This window comes from Paenibacillus glycanilyticus, from assembly GCF_051200795.1.
Taxonomy (GTDB): Bacteria; Bacillota; Bacilli; order Paenibacillales; family Paenibacillaceae; genus Pristimantibacillus; species Pristimantibacillus glycanilyticus.
This window is the reverse complement of sequence record NZ_CP195155.1, coordinates 2,603,707-2,620,257: the sequence shown is the minus strand read 5'-3', so window position 1 is coordinate 2,620,257 and position 16,551 is coordinate 2,603,707. Positions and strand designations below refer to the sequence as shown.

The 16,551-nt window shown below is 51.2% G+C and carries 16 protein-coding genes; all 16 read right to left on the bottom strand.

Annotated features, from left to right (window positions below; translation table 11 throughout):
- Window positions 1-212: 212 nt before the first annotated feature.
- Complete coding sequence (locus ACR9FF_RS12070) at window positions 213-1,712, bottom strand: AAA family ATPase (protein ID WP_435171260.1); 1,500 nt, start codon at window positions 1,710-1,712, stop codon at window positions 213-215.
- The gene (locus tag ACR9FF_RS12065) at window positions 1,705-2,244 is read right to left on the bottom strand and encodes a hypothetical protein (protein ID WP_435171258.1); all 540 of its coding nucleotides are present in this window, start codon (window positions 2,242-2,244) and stop codon (window positions 1,705-1,707) included. Before ACR9FF_RS12065 ends, ACR9FF_RS12070 begins: the two co-directional genes overlap by 8 nt.
- Before the next feature lie 134 nt (window positions 2,245-2,378).
- The gene (locus tag ACR9FF_RS12060) at window positions 2,379-2,912 is read right to left on the bottom strand and encodes a DUF5590 domain-containing protein (protein WP_435171256.1); all 534 of its coding nucleotides are present in this window, start codon (window positions 2,910-2,912) and stop codon (window positions 2,379-2,381) included.
- Complete coding sequence (locus ACR9FF_RS12055; RefSeq protein WP_435171254.1) at window positions 2,912-4,225, bottom strand: amidohydrolase; 1,314 nt, start codon at window positions 4,223-4,225, stop codon at window positions 2,912-2,914. The genes ACR9FF_RS12060 and ACR9FF_RS12055 overlap by 1 nt, the downstream gene beginning before the upstream one ends.
- Window positions 4,194-4,853: a redox-sensing transcriptional repressor Rex gene (locus ACR9FF_RS12050; RefSeq protein WP_127494080.1), complete on the bottom strand. Its 660-nt coding sequence runs from the start codon at window positions 4,851-4,853 to the stop codon at window positions 4,194-4,196. The genes ACR9FF_RS12055 and ACR9FF_RS12050 overlap by 32 nt, the downstream gene beginning before the upstream one ends.
- Window positions 4,850-7,711, bottom strand: coding sequence for an ATP-dependent DNA helicase DinG (dinG, locus tag ACR9FF_RS12045; protein WP_435171252.1), 2,862 nt, complete (start codon window positions 7,709-7,711; stop codon window positions 4,850-4,852). The genes ACR9FF_RS12050 and dinG overlap by 4 nt, the downstream gene beginning before the upstream one ends.
- Window positions 7,712-7,726: 15 nt before the next feature.
- Window positions 7,727-8,572 carry a hypothetical protein gene (locus ACR9FF_RS12040; RefSeq protein WP_127494084.1) on the bottom strand — a complete coding sequence of 282 codons (846 nt, stop codon included), beginning with the start codon at window positions 8,570-8,572 and terminating at the stop codon, window positions 7,727-7,729.
- A 109-nt stretch (window positions 8,573-8,681) separates the two neighbouring features.
- Window positions 8,682-9,065, bottom strand: coding sequence for an aspartate 1-decarboxylase (panD, locus tag ACR9FF_RS12035; protein WP_015844046.1), 384 nt, complete (start codon window positions 9,063-9,065; stop codon window positions 8,682-8,684).
- A complete protein-coding gene (gene panC, locus ACR9FF_RS12030) occupies window positions 9,058-9,951 on the bottom strand; it encodes a pantoate--beta-alanine ligase (protein WP_435171249.1) in 894 nt (297 codons plus the stop codon). The genes panD and panC overlap by 8 nt, the downstream gene beginning before the upstream one ends.
- On the bottom strand, window positions 9,926-10,846 hold the full coding sequence (gene panB, locus ACR9FF_RS12025) for a 3-methyl-2-oxobutanoate hydroxymethyltransferase (RefSeq protein ID WP_127494088.1): 921 nt from the start codon (window positions 10,844-10,846) through the stop codon (window positions 9,926-9,928). Before panB ends, panC begins: the two co-directional genes overlap by 26 nt.
- 246 nt (window positions 10,847-11,092) lie before the next feature.
- Window positions 11,093-12,073 (bottom strand): biotin--[acetyl-CoA-carboxylase] ligase, encoded by a 981-nt coding sequence (locus tag ACR9FF_RS12020; protein ID WP_201003518.1) that lies wholly within the window; start codon window positions 12,071-12,073, stop codon window positions 11,093-11,095.
- A gap of 2 nt (window positions 12,074-12,075) precedes the next feature.
- Window positions 12,076-13,326, bottom strand: a complete 1,251-nt coding sequence (locus ACR9FF_RS12015) for a CCA tRNA nucleotidyltransferase (RefSeq protein ID WP_435171246.1) — start codon at window positions 13,324-13,326, stop codon at window positions 12,076-12,078.
- 24 nt (window positions 13,327-13,350) lie between these two features.
- Window positions 13,351-14,514, bottom strand: coding sequence for an N-acetyl-alpha-D-glucosaminyl L-malate synthase BshA (gene bshA, locus ACR9FF_RS12010; RefSeq protein WP_127494094.1), 1,164 nt, complete (start codon window positions 14,512-14,514; stop codon window positions 13,351-13,353).
- Between the two features lie 82 nt (window positions 14,515-14,596).
- Window positions 14,597-15,295, bottom strand: a complete 699-nt coding sequence (bshB1, locus tag ACR9FF_RS12005) for a bacillithiol biosynthesis deacetylase BshB1 (protein WP_248756358.1) — start codon at window positions 15,293-15,295, stop codon at window positions 14,597-14,599.
- Entirely contained in the window at window positions 15,292-15,717 is a 426-nt protein-coding gene (mgsA, locus tag ACR9FF_RS12000; protein WP_127494098.1) for a methylglyoxal synthase, read from the bottom strand. The genes bshB1 and mgsA overlap by 4 nt, the downstream gene beginning before the upstream one ends.
- 35 nt (window positions 15,718-15,752) lie before the next feature.
- Entirely contained in the window at window positions 15,753-16,511 is a 759-nt protein-coding gene (gene dapB / locus ACR9FF_RS11995; RefSeq protein WP_373312726.1) for a 4-hydroxy-tetrahydrodipicolinate reductase, read from the bottom strand.
- Window positions 16,512-16,551: the final 40 nt, after the last annotated feature.

The window sequence follows — 16,551 nt, the reverse complement described above, 5'->3', positions numbered from 1 at the left end:
TCTCTTTATGGGTGTGATTGAGAATAATTCTCTCTACCTCGCATCCATTATACCCTTTTTTAGTCAAAGAATGAAGGCGGAAGGATGAACGGATCTTGAACACCTCATGAACAACAAATGAACGATTTATGCGCTTTTCGATTTTGTTGCCTTTACACCAAAAAATGAACGGCAGTTTAACATGAACTGCCGTTCATTACGGTATACCATTATTATGCGCTTTGGGACAACCGGCTCAGAAGAGCACGGAAATCGTCGCCGCCAAGCGTTTCTTCCTTGATCAGCACATCCAGGGATTGAACGAATACTTCGCGTTTTGCTTCCAGCATCGCTTTTGTCTTGCTCATCAGCTCATCCAGGATGGAACGGGTAATGTTCGCCCATTTGTCCGGCGTCATCATGTTGGCGTCAATGATGCCAAGCTCCGTAAGTCCCGATTCAACCATTGTGCGAACGATATTCATCGCTTGATCGAAGTCGCCTCGGGAGCCGGTGCTGCGTCCGCCGTAGAAAATCTCTTCGGCGGCTGCTCCGCCAAGCGCGATCATAATCTGGCTTTCCAAGAACTCTTTCGTGTACAGGTAGCGGTCCTGCTGCGGGTTATGACGGACATAACCAAGCGCTTGACCACGCGGCGACAAAGCCACCTGAGATACGCTGCCCGGCCGAACCAGCTCTGCGGATATAGCATGACCAAGTTCGTGCAAGGCAACACGTTCACGCTCTTCCGCCGTAGCCTCGCGGTCCGTTTTCTCGCCCATCATGACTTTATCGATGGCCATCGCCAGATGCTGCTCCAGAATCGTCCCGCTCTGCTCGCGCATCGCGTAGATTGCGCCTTCGTTCATGACGCTTTCCAGCTGGGCACCGGAGAAGCCGAACGATTCGGATGCGATTCGTTCCAGGTCAACCGACTCATCAAGCGGTTTATTGGCCGCATGCAGACGCAAAATATGAAGGCGTCCTTTCTTGTCCGGTAGATCCACGCCGATATGGCGGTCGAAACGCCCAGGACGGAGAAGCGCGCTGTCCAGCATCTCTTTGCGGTTCGTCGCGGCAATAATCAGGATACGCGGCGCCTCGTCGGAATGAATGCCGTCCATTTCGGTAAGCAGCTGATTCAGCGTCTGATCGTATTCACGATGCTGCCCGCCGTCCCGCTTGCCTCCGATAACATCAATCTCGTCGATAAAGATAACGGCGCTTTTCTTGCCTGCTTTTCTTGCTTTCTCGCGAGCTTCTTTGAACAAATCTCGGATACGTCCCGCACCTACGCCCACATACATCTCGACGAATTCACTGCCCGAGGCAGCCAGATAGATGGAATCCGTATAATGGGCGGCTGCCTTCGCAAGCAGCGTCTTACCTGTGCCCGGAGGGCCTGTAAGGAGAATCCCTTTCATCGGTCGAATGCCAAGCTTCGCAATCTCGTCTTGTTTAACCAGGAAGTCCAAAGCTTCGGTAAGCTCTTGCTTGGCTCTGTCTTGACCGCCAATCTGATCAAAACTGATGGATACCGCGTGAATCTGCTTGCTGCGCTTAGACCCCGGCAGAGCGGTCATACGTCCTTTGCCTCCGCGCGATGCAAACCAGACTCCCCCCGCCAAACAAGCAAGCAGCAGGACAGGGAAAATATTAACTCCTCTGTAAGCAAGGAAAACAACTGTCATCAGAACAAAGCCTGCCGTAATCTCAATCCAATATTTACGCATTAGCCGACACCTCCAGCATAGCAGGAGTGCGTGGAAGCACTACATACTTCGTCGAGTTACCATCCTTCAGCGTAATGTACACATTGTTATCGTCAAGCGCGGTTTCGAATGTAATGCCGGCGTGATTTGCGATTGCTTTATGAAGAGCATTCGGAATCTCCGAGTAGTTTTTCTTTTCCATCGCTTCAGCCACATTAAACAGAACCGAAGACCACACCTTCTCTAATTGATCGCTTGGCGCTTGATTCGTAATGTCGAGCGACAGCTCGCGGCTGCCAATCGCCTCTTTGCCTTCTTTGGAAATCGATTCGTAAACGTCTTTCAAATTCGCATCCGGCTTAAGGGTTACCTGCACCGAAACGCGGTCTTGATCTATAGTAGGAGCATTCGCCGAAGCAATGCCTTCAATTTGTCCAATAGACTTCTGGAAAGGAGAAACAACGGCGAACTGCTTATATAACATCCATCCACCGAATAGCAGCAAGGCTGTAGCTACAGCGGAAAGCACGAACGGGACAATACGAAGTTTCATAGTTGGTTTCCTCCTCTATATCTGTTATATAGCAACACTAACGTATATCAACTCTGCCATACGAAAGTATATCATATAACGACATCAAAGAGGCGGTGTAAAAACAGGAAGCGGAGCCAGTCGCGTTATTGCGGCTAGCTCGCTGTTTTGGCGGGAAGATGATATTCGGTCACGTACGCACCGCTGCGGAAATCATAGAAATCGTAGCTGTATTTCTCGGGATTCTTGCCTTGCGAATAGAATACTTCCCAAACGAGCTGGCCGTTTAAAGTTCCCGGCTGAATGCGTTTGACCGCCGCATCGGGTTTCTTCTGCAAGACGGCTTGCTTAATGGCATCTTTATCCGTTGATTCGGAGGCTTTAACCGTTTGAACGGTCTTGTCCGGACCGATCAGCCATACGTAAATTTCTTCTTTCGCGTCATTCTCGCCCTTCACGATCCACGATGTCGTATCCCAAACCTGCTTCGTGATGGATGATACCTCGCTCAGGCCGGCTGCTTCCTTTGCCTCTTTCCGGATCGGATTCTCCGAATTCCAGAACGGCTGCTGAATGGTGTTGTAGTACATAATGACTACCGCAATGACAGCAACCAGAGCGACAAGGAAAACAGCCAGCCAGCGCTTCGGACTCATCACCGGCTGACGTTTTCTAGTTGTCGCTCTCATTATGCGTTGAGCAGCCGTTCAAAGCTGGCCTGTGCCTCGTAACGGATTTTTTCCTCGTCCATCATCGTGCATTCGCCGTTATGAACAACCTTTTTGCCGTCTACCCATACATGCTTGACGTCCCGGCCGGATCCGGAATAAACAAGGTGGGATACGATATCCGTAAGCGGATAGTAATGCGGCTGTTCCAGATCAATCGCGATAAAATCGGCTTTCATTCCTTCCGCAAGCTGCCCGATGCTGCCTTCCTGCCAGATCGAACGGGCACCGTAGACGGTTCCCATTCGCAATGCTTCCATCGCCGGAATGACGGTCGGATCGCCTGAGATTCCTTTATGGAGCAACGCCGCAAATTTAATCTCTTTGAACAGGTCCAGGTTGTTGTTGCTTGCTACGCTGTCCGTCCCAAGCGACACCGTCACGCCTGCGCGAAGGAGCTCGGGAACGCGGGCCACGCCGCTTGCCAGCTTGAGGTTGCTGACAGGGTTATGGGATACGGCAACGTTGCGCTCGGCCAGCAGGGCAATCTCTTCATCGTTCAGATGCACGGCATGCGCAACAAGCGCCGGCCGCGAGAAGAAACCAAGCTTGTCCAGATGTTCAACCGGACGGGAGCCGTAATCGCGTACATTTTGCTCCACTTCGGCAAGCGTCTCTGACATATGGGTATGAACCGGCAGATCGTAATCATGGGCTGCCTGCACAAACTTCTCAATATAATCAGGAGGGCAAGTGTAAGGAGCATGCGGAGAGATCATCGTTGTGATTCGGCCGTCCGCCTTACCGTTCCAGTCACGGGCAAAAGCAATCGCTTCCTTCAGCTTCGCCTGTTGAATCTCCTCCGGGCACAATCCGATTACGCCGCGGGTCAAAGCACCCCGGATTCCCGATTGCTCCACCATTTGCGCAACCTGATCCATGCGATCGTACATATCGACGAAAGCGGTCGTTCCCGTCTTCAGCATCTCCACGATCGCAAGCGCGCTGCCCGCACGCGTATCTTGGTCGACGTATTTGGCTTCCATCGGCCACATCTTCTGCTCCAGCCATACCTGCAGATTCTGGTCGTCCGAATAACCGCGAAGCAGCGACATGGCGGCATGGCCATGCGTATTAATAAGTCCAGGCATAAATGCCAGCTTGCTGCCGTCGATTCGCTCAACCTGCTCATCCAGGCCAGTTGGAGCCTTCGCTCCGATATATGTAATTCGGTTGTCCGTAACGACCATATGGCCACGGAAAACCTCATTGGCATCGTTCATTGTTACAAACAGGCCGTTCTCAATCCACAACTGCGCCATTTTCCTGCTCATTCCTTTCCTTCTCCAAATAATAAGCCAAGCTGAGCAACTCTCTCGTAAAGTCCGCATGGTGAATGCGGATATGCTCGGGCAAACGCAAAATCGCCGGAGCGAAATTCAGGATGCCCTCGATTCCTGCCTCCACGAATTGATTGGCCACGTTTTGCGCTTCCGGACCCGGGACCGTAATAATGCCAATCCGGATATTGTTCTCCTGAACGGTCTCCTTCAGCTTATCCATTGGCAGAATGGTCAAATTGTTGATCATCGTGCCTATCTTGTTCTGATGGTCATCGAAGACCGCGACAATTTTCATGTTGTCCTTGGAGTACTTATTGTAGTTGCACAAGGCATGTCCGAGATTGCCGGCGCCAACAAGCGCAACGTTAATCCGCTGGTCGAGCTTCAGAATCTGCTGAATTTTCTCGATCAGGTAAGAGACGTCGTAACCGATGCCTTTACGGCCGAAGTCCCCGAAATAGGCAAGATCCTTTCGGATTTGAGCTGGATTAAGGTCCAGCTTAAGCCCTAGCTCCTGCGACGAAACCGTCTGCACTTCACGGTTATACAATTCGTTCAGCACCTGCAGGTAGATGGGAAGCCGTCTCACAACGGCCTCCGATATTTTCGCCTGCTTCACCCGATTTCCTCCTCTTCCGTTTGCAGCCATTCCCGCATCCGCGGTACCATCTGGTCGATATGCATCGTTTCGATCTTCGGACCGGGCAGCGAATAGAGGAAGTGCTTGCCGTAATACGTATCAATGACGCGCGTGTCGTAGATAATAACAATTCCTTTGTCCTTGGCCGTCCGTACAAGTCTGCCGAAGCCTTGCTTAAAACGGATAACCGCTTGCGGAATGGACAGCTTCATGAAAGGATTCTGCTTCTGCTTCTGCAAGAGCTCCGACTTCGCTTCAACAAGCGGATGATTAGGCGGCTGAAACGGCAGGCGGACGATAGCCAGGCAAGTCAGTGCTTCGCCCGGGATGTCCACCCCTTCCCAGAAGCTGCTTGTGCCAAGCAGAACCGTCTCCGGCTGCTGGGTGAACCGTCTCGTCAGCTTCGTCCGGTTGCCGCTGTCAATGCCTTGGCCGAGCACTTGAATGCCGGAGCCAGCCAAAGCTTCCTTAAGCGGCTCGTAGACCTGCTTCAGCATCCGGTAAGAAGTGAACAGCACAAGCATGCGGCCTTTTGTCTCAACCGCAGAGTCGGCAAGCGAGCTTACCAGCATCGAGATGAATTGAGGGTCGCCCGCCGAACCCTTCAGGGTCGGGAAATTACGCGGGATAATAACCAATGCTTGCTCCCGGTAATTAAAGGGAGACGGAAGCTGCACGGTTTTCAGCCGGTTATTTTCTTCAAAGCCTTCCAGCCCAAGCTGCTCTTCCGCATATTGGAACGATTTATGAACGGACAAGGTTGCGGATGTAAGAATAATGCTGTCCTTCACGTCAAAGAAATATTGTTGAAGCTGCTTGCTTACGTCGACCGGTACCGCGTACAGATGAACGGAACGGTATCGGTATGTCGTGCTTGCCTCAATCCAATAGACTTCCGAGTTCTGCTCCATCTTAAGGAACGTTCGGAGATCATCCTTGACCCGGGTCAAATCACGGACTACGCCGTTTAAATCCGTAATCAGTCCCTGTATCGATTGATCGTCAAGCCGGTCCTTGATATCCGATGCCATCTTATCCACCGTCTTCACAACGCGGCTTAGCTCCGTATGCACATTGTTCTCAATCGTCAGAACGTCATCCCAGCCCTTTGGCGGGGTATCGCTGCGCAAACGGCATACGGCCTGACCGTTATCATTGCCGGCCTCTCCCGACTCTCCCACAAAGGCATACAGCAGCTCAAATAGCTTATCCCAATGCTCCTTTACGTCCTGGAACACGGGAATAACCGTATCGATCGTCTCCGTCCATGCCTGAACCCGCTCGTCATCCTCCTGCTGAAGACGAAGTCTGAGCGCCGGAAGCAGACCGGAACGGGCATCCTTAAACAGCCTTGTTGTCTGGTGCGTCAAGGAGAAATAATTTAATTGCATGCCAAGATGCTTGCCCGCCACTTCTTCCACGTGATGCGCTTCATCAATAATCAGGTGGCTGTAGCTTGGCAGCAGACGGTGATCCGCTTGAACATCCGTAAACAGCATGGAATGATTCGTAATACATACATCTGCAATATTGGATTCATGCTTGGCGCGGTGGTAATAGCAGCGCTTAAACCACGGACATTGACGGTTAAGGCAAGAATCCGCGTCGCTCGCCACGGTAGACCAGAAATCTGCGCCTTTATTGCCGAAGTTCAGTTCCTCCTGATCGCCGGTTTCCGTTTCGCTAAGCCAAACGACCATTTGCGATGCCGTGATGGCATCATCAATGGGAGCAACTAGATCCTTCGCATTGATTTTACTTTCAAATTTCCGCAGACACAAATAATTGCCCCTGCCTTTGAAGATTGAAGCACGGAAATCAAAAGGTAAAATCTCGCGAAGCAGCGGTACGTCCCGCTGACGAAGCTGTTCCTGCAGATTAATCGTATGAGTGCTGACCACGATTTTGCTTTCCTGTTGAATGCCGTAATAAAGCGCCGGAATCAAATAACCTAGCGATTTGCCTGTGCCCGTACCCGCTTCGATCAGCAGATGGCGGTCATTGCACAAGGAATCGTAAACTTCGCGGAACATCGTTGTTTGCGCTTCACGCTCTTCGTAATTCGGATACTTCTCCATAAAGCGCTGCCGGATACCGTCCAAATATTGCTCGAAGGACACGTCTTTAAGCGGATCCTCCTCCTGGTCGGCGCGGGCAGGCTGCTCGTCGGTCCATTCCCCGGCTTTGAGAGCAAATTGATTGAAATATTGATAAGCATTCATGTCGATAGACGTATGAAGCTCGGCATATTTCAACGTCTCGGCCATAAACCAGCTCAGATCGCTCCCGTTGTCTATAAGAAAGGATAGCCGCTGCAAAGTAAGCAGCGGCAACTGTCTGAGCTTTTGTACGGATTGAGCAAATAATTCGGCGGTCGCTACCGCGTCGCTGTCGGCACGGTGATGCTGATCATGCGCAATGCCGAACAGCTCGGTTACGGCGCCCAGCTGGTACGTCGTTATCGACGGATACAAAATTCTTAGCAGCTCAATCGTATCCAGCCGCCGTCCGATAAACGGATGGTAGCCGCAACGGTCAAGCGCCTGATTCAAAAATCCGGCGTCGAAGTTAACGTTGTGAGCGACCAGCACGGCATCCTCCAGATGAGGGATGAGCTGCAGAAGCACCTCATCCAATTCCGGAGCATCCGCCACCATATCGGCGTCGATGCCGGTCAGCTGCGTAATAAATGCCGGAATTTCTATTGTAGGACGTACAAAGGAGCTGTAGGTTTCAACGATTTCGAGGTTGTCGTTCAGCACGGCCAAACCCACCTGCAAAATATCGTCGCTGACGCTATGTCCTGTCGTTTCCAAATCCAATACTGCGAATTTCATTACGTTTCTATCCCCTCATAAGCAGCAAAGCTCGGTACTGCCGAAAAATAAGGATAATTGCTGCGGCGTTTCTTTACAACATTTCAAATTGTTTAACGGGTCCTTGAAGCTTGGGCAGGTTTCGTATGCTTTAATGAAAAATTGCTCCGCCTGCTCTAAATTCATATAAATCGCTTGAATGCACCCAAGGGCATTATAGCCTAAAGCACGCCACTTCGGATAGTCCGTTAATGAAACCAGCAATTGGAAATGCCGCTGCGCCTCACTCCAATTTTGCAGATGCATATGCGTCATTGCCAGATACAGCCGGGCCAGATTACATTCCGGAAGGTAAGAAACCGCAGATTGAAAATGAGTGGCAGCATCAGAAAACATAAATAATTTATAATACCCCTGCCCCTTCGAGATCATCATCGCGTATTCGTACGGCACTTCCATATCAAGCTCCGCATTGTAAGCTTCCTCGGCTGATACTGATTGATGTTCCTCTGCCTGGTTGGCAGCAGAATGCATAGTCTGCGGCGGCGCAGTTGGCTTCTTGGATGGTGACGGCGCAGCCGGCCCTGCTGCCGGTGAAGGCTTAGCAGGCGGCTCGCCAAGTTCTGTGCTGCTCTCCATCGCCAGCATGGGCGGCGGAATCATTTGCGTCACGGGACCTTCCAAGGTTGCTGCATGCTGCTCCACAAAATAAGAAAACTTTTCTTCGAAATCAATCCACTGCTCGACAAGGGAATCGCTCATTTTCTTAAGCATCACGAGCTGCTCATCGAATTGGGCTTTCTGCTCGCCGCTTGCGGTTGGATAGGCTTCAATTAGGTGATCCAGTATTTCGTTCATGGCATCGAACATTTGTTGGAACATTACGCATCCCGCCTTCACCAAAGAATTGAGGAGTGTTATGCTCATTCTTTGTTTCGGGGGTGCTTTTCATACCCCATGCCATTCGTTACATAGCGCTGGAATCGGTGCTTTACAAAACCGTTGCGTGAATTTCCTCGGACAAGCTTTTCAGCGGACGGTTGTCGCTGTCCAGAATCGTTACGATCGGCTTGTGAGCGCGCGCTTCTTCGTTGGACATGGAAGCATAAGAAATAATAATGACCTGGTCTCCCGGCTGTACCTGACGCGCCGCCGCGCCGTTCAGGCAAATAACGCCGGAGCCGCGTTTGCCCGTAATGACATACGTTTCAAAACGCGCGCCGTTGTTGTTGTTTACGATTTGCACCTTTTCATTTTCCCAAATATCGGCCGCATCCATCAAATCCTCGTCAATGGTAATGCTGCCGACATAGTTCAGGTTCGCTTCCGTGACGGTTGCGCGGTGCAGCTTCGATTTCATCATCGTTCTATACATGATCATTCACCTCGGTAATTGGTACGAATAAGGCATTATCAATCAAGCGCGTGGAGCCAAATCTGACGGCAAGCGCCAAAATAAATTTACCGCTCTGGGCAGCAATTGGCTCATTCCAAGCCGGAAGCTCCAGAGAAGGATAAGTCAGCCATTCCACGTAGTCAATGTCAGCTTGGCTCGCTTCGTTGATTTTAGCTTTTACCCTTGCAAGCAGTTCCTCGGGAGTAATCCCTTTCTCTTTCATCCATTGTTTCGCAAGGGTTAACGATTGGGATAAGACGACAGCCTGCTGGCGCTGTTCAGCCGACAAATAGACATTGCGCGAGCTGAGCGCAAGACCGTCCGGTTCCCGTACAATCGGACATGGCACGATCTCAACCGGAATGTTCAGATCATCGGTCATTTGCTGAATAACCGCAAGCTGCTGGGCATCCTTCATGCCGAAATACGCCCGGTCGGGCTGAACCAGATGGAACAGCTTGCTGACGACCAGACCCACTCCGTCAAAATGCCCCGGTCTCGAGGCACCGCACAGACGGTCCGTAAGCTGGCTTATAATAACCGAAGTGCGCGGCTTCGAAGGGTACATTTCCTTTACATCCGGCATAAAGACGATATCGATGCCGTTCTCCTTCGCAATCGCAAGATCCCTCGCCTCGTCTCTCGGATAACGCTCGAAGTCTTCGTTAGGACCAAACTGCATCGGGTTGACAAAAATAGATAAGACCGAAGCGGTGTTCTCCGACACCGATTGGCGCATCAGGCTGGCATGGCCTTCATGCAGGAATCCCATTGTCGGCACTAAGCCGATTGTAGCATTGTCGTTTGATTTTTTAATAAGAATAAGTTCGTTTTTTAGTTCAGCTATGGTTCGACACAAAATCACGCTTGGGAGACTCCTCTCTGCTTGCCTGACCGTTGTTTGTATTTGTTGCTTCTCCTGCGCCATACAGATGATTGATCGCTGCCGGCTTGGCGCCAAACGTGTGCTCCTCAGCCGGGAAAGCTCCCGCTTTCACTTCATTGACATAACTGCTAATGGCGCTCCGGATTGTGGAGCCGATATCCGCATAAGTTTTGACCATTTTTTTCTCCATATAAGGAGAAGAATATTGCAAAATATCGTGATACACGAGAACCTGGCCGTCGCAGCCGCGTCCGGCTCCGATTCCTATCGTCGGAATCGTCAGTTCCTTGCTGATCGCTTCCGCGATTGGCTCTGTCACAAGCTCAAGAACAATCGCGAAGGCTCCCGCAGCCTCCAGCGCTTTGGCATCTTCCATTAGCTTTTGGGCTTCCTTCTCCAGCTTGCCCTGCACTTTGTAGCCGCCAAGCTGGTGCACCGATTGCGGCGTAAGTCCGATATGACCCATCACCGGAATGCCGGCTTTGACGAGCGCTTCGACTTCAGAAGCAATCTCCGTTCCGCCCTCCAGCTTCAGCGCCTGGGCTCCGCCCTCCTGCATAAGACGGGCTGCATTGCGGAGAGTGGTTTCCCTGCCGATGCCGTAAGTCATAAACGGCATGTCGGTAACGATAAAGGTGTTCTTGGCACCGCGCGCAACGGCGCGTGTATGATAAATCATATCATCGAGCGTAACCGGTATCGTTGTGTCATAACCAAGTACAACGTTACCCAGCGAATCGCCGACCAGAATAACGTCCAGTCCAGCCTCCTCTGCCAGTACGGCAGACGGATAATCGTAAGCGGTCAGCATCGAGATCGGATTTTTGTCCTGCTTCATCTTCTTGAGGTTGGTAATCGTCAAACGTTTCCTCATTACGCTTCATCCCCTTTTAAGTTTTAGGATAAACACAAAAAAACCTTTTAGCCGCTGCTAAAAAGGTTCCCGAACGAAAAAGGAAACGTATGCTAAATAATTGCTTCCTTCTGTCTCGGTCCCTACGGCTCAGAGCAGAGTGTGCCTTGCTTGCTTACAACATCTATTACCCTTCGCAGTGCAGCTCTTACCAGATACCGCCTGCTTCCTTTATAGTAGCAAAAAAAGGCGTGCCCGTAAACGCCTTTAGCGTACGGGCTCGCCCATTTCGGCGGAGAATACGACAACCGTGCTGCCGTCGTCCTTGCGAACGGTTAATGCGCCGCTTGCGTCGAGGCCAATCGGTACGCCGTCGATTGTTCCTTGCGGGGTGATTAGCCGCGCCGGCTGGTTAAGGGATACCGATAACGCTTCCCAAAGCGTAATAATCGGCGCAAATCCTTTATCCAGATAGAGGAAATAAAGCTGCTCCCATTCCTGCAAGAAATCGGATATAACCGTGATTCGGTCAAAGCCGTCCCCACCATTGGCAATTCGAAGGGAAGTAACCTTCTCGAGGATTTCCTCCGGATAATCCGATTTCTCCAAGTTAACGCTAATGCCGATTCCGGCAATGACATAGCGGAGACGTTCCTCTTCCGCCGTCGATTCCAGCAAAATGCCGCTAATCTTCTTTCCTTCGATCAACAGATCGTTGGGCCATTTGATTCCAATAGGCAGCGAAGTGATTCGCCGCAAGCTCCGGCACAAGGCTACCGCTGTAAGAAGAGTCAGCTGGGGAGCAAAATGAATCGGCACGGACGGGCGGAGCACCATGCTCATCCAAATGCCCTTTCCTTGCGGCGATACCCATCCGCGTCCCATTCGGCCGCGCCCGTTATGCTGCTGCTCCGCAATAACCAGTGTCCCTTCAGGCGCACCTTCTTCCGCCAGCTTTTGTGCCAGATTTTGCGTAGAGTCCACCGCTTCATGCCACTCAATCGAGCTGCCGAACACCTTGGATTTCAGTTCGCTTATCAGCTTAGGTACAGACAAGGTATCCGGCGGTGACACGAGCTTATAACCAAGCCGTCTTGACGCTTCGAAGACATAGCCCAGCGATTCCAGCTTCTTAATCTGCTTCCATACGGCTGTCCGGCTGACGCCCAGCTCATGGCTGATCATTTCTCCCGACACGTACGATCCGGGATTTAGTTCAAACAATTCAAGCAATCGATTATTTGACATCGTTATCGGTCCTCGGCATTCCATATTTGGGCTTGCTTAAGTAATAATTCCTTCTCGTTTGGCAGCTTGTCCAGCGCAACCTCAAGCAGGAGTTGCTTAAGCAGCTGTCCTGTCCAAGTTCCAGGTACTCTCTGCAGTCCTTCCGCAAGCTGTTTGCCATTGAGCTTCAGCTGCTTTAACGTCATGGCGGGCATTCCGTTCAGCCATTTATCCAGTAGCTCTGTCTGGTCATGCAGATTATGCTTGCGATCCCACGCTGCGATCGAGAGCCATCTGCGAGACGCTTCCCCGTATTGAAGGATCAGGCTTGTCCAGACAAGCCGCAAATCAGACTTACCGTTCCACTGTTTCATGGCGGTTTGAATGGACAAAACGGACAATATGGCGTTCATCTTCTGCGTAGGTAGACGAAGCGCCTTTAATGTTTCTTCCGCGTCGGGGAGCGTGATCCCTTCCGCCATTAGGAGCGCGGCGTAACGGGTATCCGGGTCAGCGAGTTTGTCTAGACCGCGATAAAGGGTATGGCCTTGTGCAAGCTTGTGTGCTGCAGGCAGGACGGTACCCGTATAGTCAAGCAATTTACAAGCTGCGAGAAGATGCAATGCCCGGCCGGGATGAGCTCCGCCTATCATGCGGTCTAATTCCGCTTGAACCCGCTCCATGGCAATATGCCGAAGCAGCTCCCGATGCTTGATAAGCGCTCTCCAGGTAGAGTGCGCAATCGCGAACTCAAACTGCGAGGCAAACCTGACCGTTCGCAGCATTCTCAGAGCATCCTCCTGAAACCTGGCGTCGGCGTCGCCCACGCAGCGAATCATTCTTTTATTGAGATCATCCAATCCGCGAAAAGGATCGTATAATTCTCCGGCCGCATTCATTGCCATTGCATTAATGGTTAAATCACGGCGCAGCAAATCGCCGTCCAGGCGGTCGATGAATTCGACCTGCAATGGGCGGCGATGCTTCTCGTATTCCGATTCCGTACGGAAGGTCGTCACTTCGTAAGATTCACCATCATGCAATACCGTTACCGTTCCGTGCTGAAGCCCCGTCGGAATGCAGCGCGGAAAAATCGACATCACCTGCTCGGGTCTGGCCGAAGTTGCAATATCTACATCCTTAATCGGCAATCCCATTGCGGTATCTCTCACGCAGCCTCCGACAAAAAACGCTTCAAAGCCCTGCTGCACAAGCGCTTCAAGCACAGGTAATGCCTGGAGCATGAGGTTTGGCAAAGCGAAGCGTACTTCCATGGACTTAGGCACTTCCTTCCTGTATTAGGCCTCGCATACCGGCATCGGCAAATCGGCTTCCATTCCAAGAACCCGATAATAGATTTGTTCATACTGCGTGGTGATCACATCATTACAGAACTCGTTGCGCGCTCGGAACAAGCAAGCTTCCTTAAACGACTGATGAAGCTTCTCGTCCTTGAGCAATTGAGTGGCATAAGAAGCCATTCCTTCAACATCGCCGATTGGGCACAAATAACCGGTCTCGCCATGCGTCACAAGCTCAGGGATCCCCCCGGCAGTTGAACCAATGGTTGGAACTCCGCAGGCCATCGCTTCAAGCGCAACAAGGCCAAAGCTCTCTTTCTCGGAAGGCAGGAGCAATAGGTCAGCCATCGAAATAACCTGCGCGACGTCCTCTTGCTTGCCAAGGAAATGGACACGGTCTTCCAGACCCATTTGACGGATCTTGCATTGGATTTTGGACAATTCCGGACCTTCGCCAACAAGCAGCAGCTTAGCTGGAATTTGCGAGGATACGCGTTCAAAAACATCCACAACGTCGCTAACACGCTTCACCGGACGGAAGTTCGAGATATGCATAAGTATTTTTTCATGAGGCTGCGCGTAATCGGCCCGCAGAGATACCGCGTCGCGCGGATAATAAACGCGTTTATCTACGAAATTGTACGTCAGATCAATCGGGCGCGTAATATCCAGGAGCTGTCTTGTTTCGTTAATGAGGTCCTGCGATACGGCCGTCACGGCATCGCTTTCGTTAATGGCCAGACGAATCAAATCCTTCAGCGATTCATCCTGAGCAAGCACGGTAATGTCCGTGCCATGCAGCGTCGTAACGGTTTTGAAGCCGTCGCCAATCATTTGTTTGGCCAGATGCGCGCATACGGCATGAGGAACCGCGTAATGCACGTGAAGAAGATCCAGCTTCTCCATTTTGGCTACCTGGGCCATCTTGCTTGCTAGCGATAAATCATACGGCGGATAACGGAATACGTAATAATCGTTAACTTCAACTTCATGGAAAAAGATGTTTTTATGAAATTTCCCGAGACGGAACGGTATGCTATGGGTAATAAAATGAATTTCATGGCCGCGTTCGGCCATCAACTTGCCTAGCTCCGTAGCCACTACGCCGGAACCGCCCAGGGTTGGATAACACGTGATTCCGATTTTTAATTTACGTGCCATATCGTAAGTCCACCCTCTCGTGTAACATGCTGATATTTTATATATTCGACATCATTTTGATTATGAGATTTTTTTATCTTTGTTAAAACCACTCAATGGCATGCGGGCGTTTGATGGCAAAGCCCTCCGCATATTTCCAGCCTCGAGTCTGACCAAGCAGACTATCCCGGGCTTCAACCCGTTCGATATAACGATCCGTTAAAGGAGTCGCCACTCGGTCTTCGCCGGGGGCAGCCGTTTGGAATTGAGATTGGTACGCCATCAAAGATTGTCTCTTTTGGTCGTAAAAGTCCGATACGTCAACCATAAGCGAGACGTTATCGACATCGTTTATATAATAATAGATGAATTGTTCCACCTGCACGGCCGGCAGCTCCGGCATATACCGGCGAAGCTTTGCATTAAATACGGCCTCTTCAACCAGCTTGCTGCAGGCGATGTGATCCGGATGACGGTCCACCCAATACGGAGCGAATACGATGCGCGGACGGGAACGGCGAATTTCCGCGACAATCGCATCAATGTGCGGCTTGTTGATTTCGAGACCGCGGTCCGGCAATCCTAGATTGGTACGGGTATATAAACCAAGCACCGAGGAAGCTGCGGAAGCTTCCTGCTTCCTTAGCTCCACGGTGCCGTTTGAAGACATTTCCGCTTCGGTTAAATCACAGATTCCTACCCGTTTCCCGGCAGCCGTATACTTCGCGATCGTACCGCCCATCCCGATCTCCGCATCATCCGCATGCGCGCCAAAGACGAGAATATCTAACGGTTCGCTCATGGTGCATCCACACCCGGCTTATATTTGTGTACAAGCTCGCGCCATGCGAAATCGCCGCGCGCAAGCGCTCGGACAAGCAGTTCCGCAGTAGCCACGTTTGTTGCAACCGGAATGCCTTGTACGTCGCAAAGACGGAGCAAAGCGATAATGTCCGGCTCGTGAGGCTGTGCCATGAGCGGATCCCGGAGGAAAATAATGAGATCCATCTCGTTTTGGGCAACCATAGCGCCAATCTGTTGGTCTCCTCCAAGCGGACCGGACATAAACCGTTGGATCTGAAGATTTGTTTTCTCCATAATACGGCTGCCCGTTGTACCGGTAGAATATAATTCATGCGGCGCAAAGACACTCTCATAGGCGGTTACAAAGTTAACCATTTCTTCTTTTTTACGGTCATGCGCGATAAAGGAAATTTTCAACATCCTATAATCCCCACTCTTTCTAGGCTGTATATAGATTAGTCCATCAAATGTTCAAAACCATAAACCAAACCGCTGTAGTCCATCACTTTCTTGACCGCTACGTTAACGCCGGGCATGTAACCGGCACGGTCATAGGAATCATGACGGATCTTCAACGTTTGGCCATAACCGCCAAACACAACTTCTTGCTGCGCAAATACGCCTGGAAGTCTAACGCTATGTATACGGAAGCCGTTATAATAACCGCCACGCGCGCCTTCAATGACTTCTTCCTCTTTAGGGTTGCCTTGACGAAGCTCCTGGCGAACCTGAGAGATCAATTCGGCGGTTTTGATTGAAGTGCCCGACGGGGCATCCAGCTTTTGATCGCCGTGATATTCGATAATTTCAACATGCGGCATATATTTGGATGCTTCCGCAGCGAATTTCATCATCAGAATGGCGCCAATCGAGAAGTTTGGAGCAATAAGCCCGCCAATTCCTTTTTCCTGGCAAAGCTTGTCCAGCTCTTCGATCTGTTCCGGCGTAAAACCGGTTGTGCCCATGATGGGACGAACGCCGTGCTCAATCGCGACCTTGGTATGCTGATAAGCAAGCGCCGGCACGGTGAAATCAACCATAACATCTGCCTTTGCGCTGCTTAAAGCTTCCTCAATGGTTGCGCTAACGGTAACTCCCGTATTCGCTTTGCCAGCAAATACGCCCGCGTCCACAGGACCTGCTGAAGGAGCGACGGCAGCAACGAGCTCGAGCGCCTCGTCCTCCAGCACCATTTTCACAACTTCACGGCCCATTCGGCCGCTTGCTCCGATTACTGCTACCTTAATTGCCACC

Bases quoted from the DNA above. Each gene is read 5' to 3' on its own strand.
- ACR9FF_RS12065 (WP_435171258.1), bottom strand. From the start codon at position 2,244: ATGAAACTTCGTATTGTCCCGTTCGTGCTTTCCGCTGTAGCTACAGCC.
- panD (WP_015844046.1), bottom strand. From the start codon at position 9,065: ATGTATAGAACGATGATGAAATCGAAGCTGCACCGCGCAACCGTCACG.
- bshB1 (WP_248756358.1), bottom strand. From the start codon at position 15,295: ATGAGCGAACCGTTAGATATTCTCGTCTTTGGCGCGCATGCGGATGAT.
- ACR9FF_RS12060 (WP_435171256.1), bottom strand. From the start codon at position 2,912: ATGAGAGCGACAACTAGAAAACGTCAGCCGGTGATGAGTCCGAAGCGC.
- ACR9FF_RS12020 (WP_201003518.1), bottom strand. From the start codon at position 12,073: ATGTCAAATAATCGATTGCTTGAATTGTTTGAACTAAATCCCGGATCG.
- mgsA (WP_127494098.1), bottom strand. From the start codon at position 15,717: ATGTTGAAAATTTCCTTTATCGCGCATGACCGTAAAAAAGAAGAAATG.
- ACR9FF_RS12015 (WP_435171246.1), bottom strand. From the start codon at position 13,326: ATGGAAGTACGCTTCGCTTTGCCAAACCTCATGCTCCAGGCATTACCT.
- dinG (WP_435171252.1), bottom strand. From the start codon at position 7,711: ATGAAATTCGCAGTATTGGATTTGGAAACGACAGGACATAGCGTCAGC.
- panB (WP_127494088.1), bottom strand. From the start codon at position 10,846: ATGAGGAAACGTTTGACGATTACCAACCTCAAGAAGATGAAGCAGGAC.
- bshA (WP_127494094.1), bottom strand. From the start codon at position 14,514: ATGGCACGTAAATTAAAAATCGGAATCACGTGTTATCCAACCCTGGGC.
- ACR9FF_RS12040 (WP_127494084.1), bottom strand. From the start codon at position 8,572: ATGTTCCAACAAATGTTCGATGCCATGAACGAAATACTGGATCACCTA.
- ACR9FF_RS12055 (WP_435171254.1), bottom strand. From the start codon at position 4,225: ATGAGCAGGAAAATGGCGCAGTTGTGGATTGAGAACGGCCTGTTTGTA.
- dapB (WP_373312726.1), bottom strand. From the start codon at position 16,511: ATGGGCCGTGAAGTTGTGAAAATGGTGCTGGAGGACGAGGCGCTCGAG.
- ACR9FF_RS12070 (WP_435171260.1), bottom strand. From the start codon at position 1,712: ATGCGTAAATATTGGATTGAGATTACGGCAGGCTTTGTTCTGATGACA.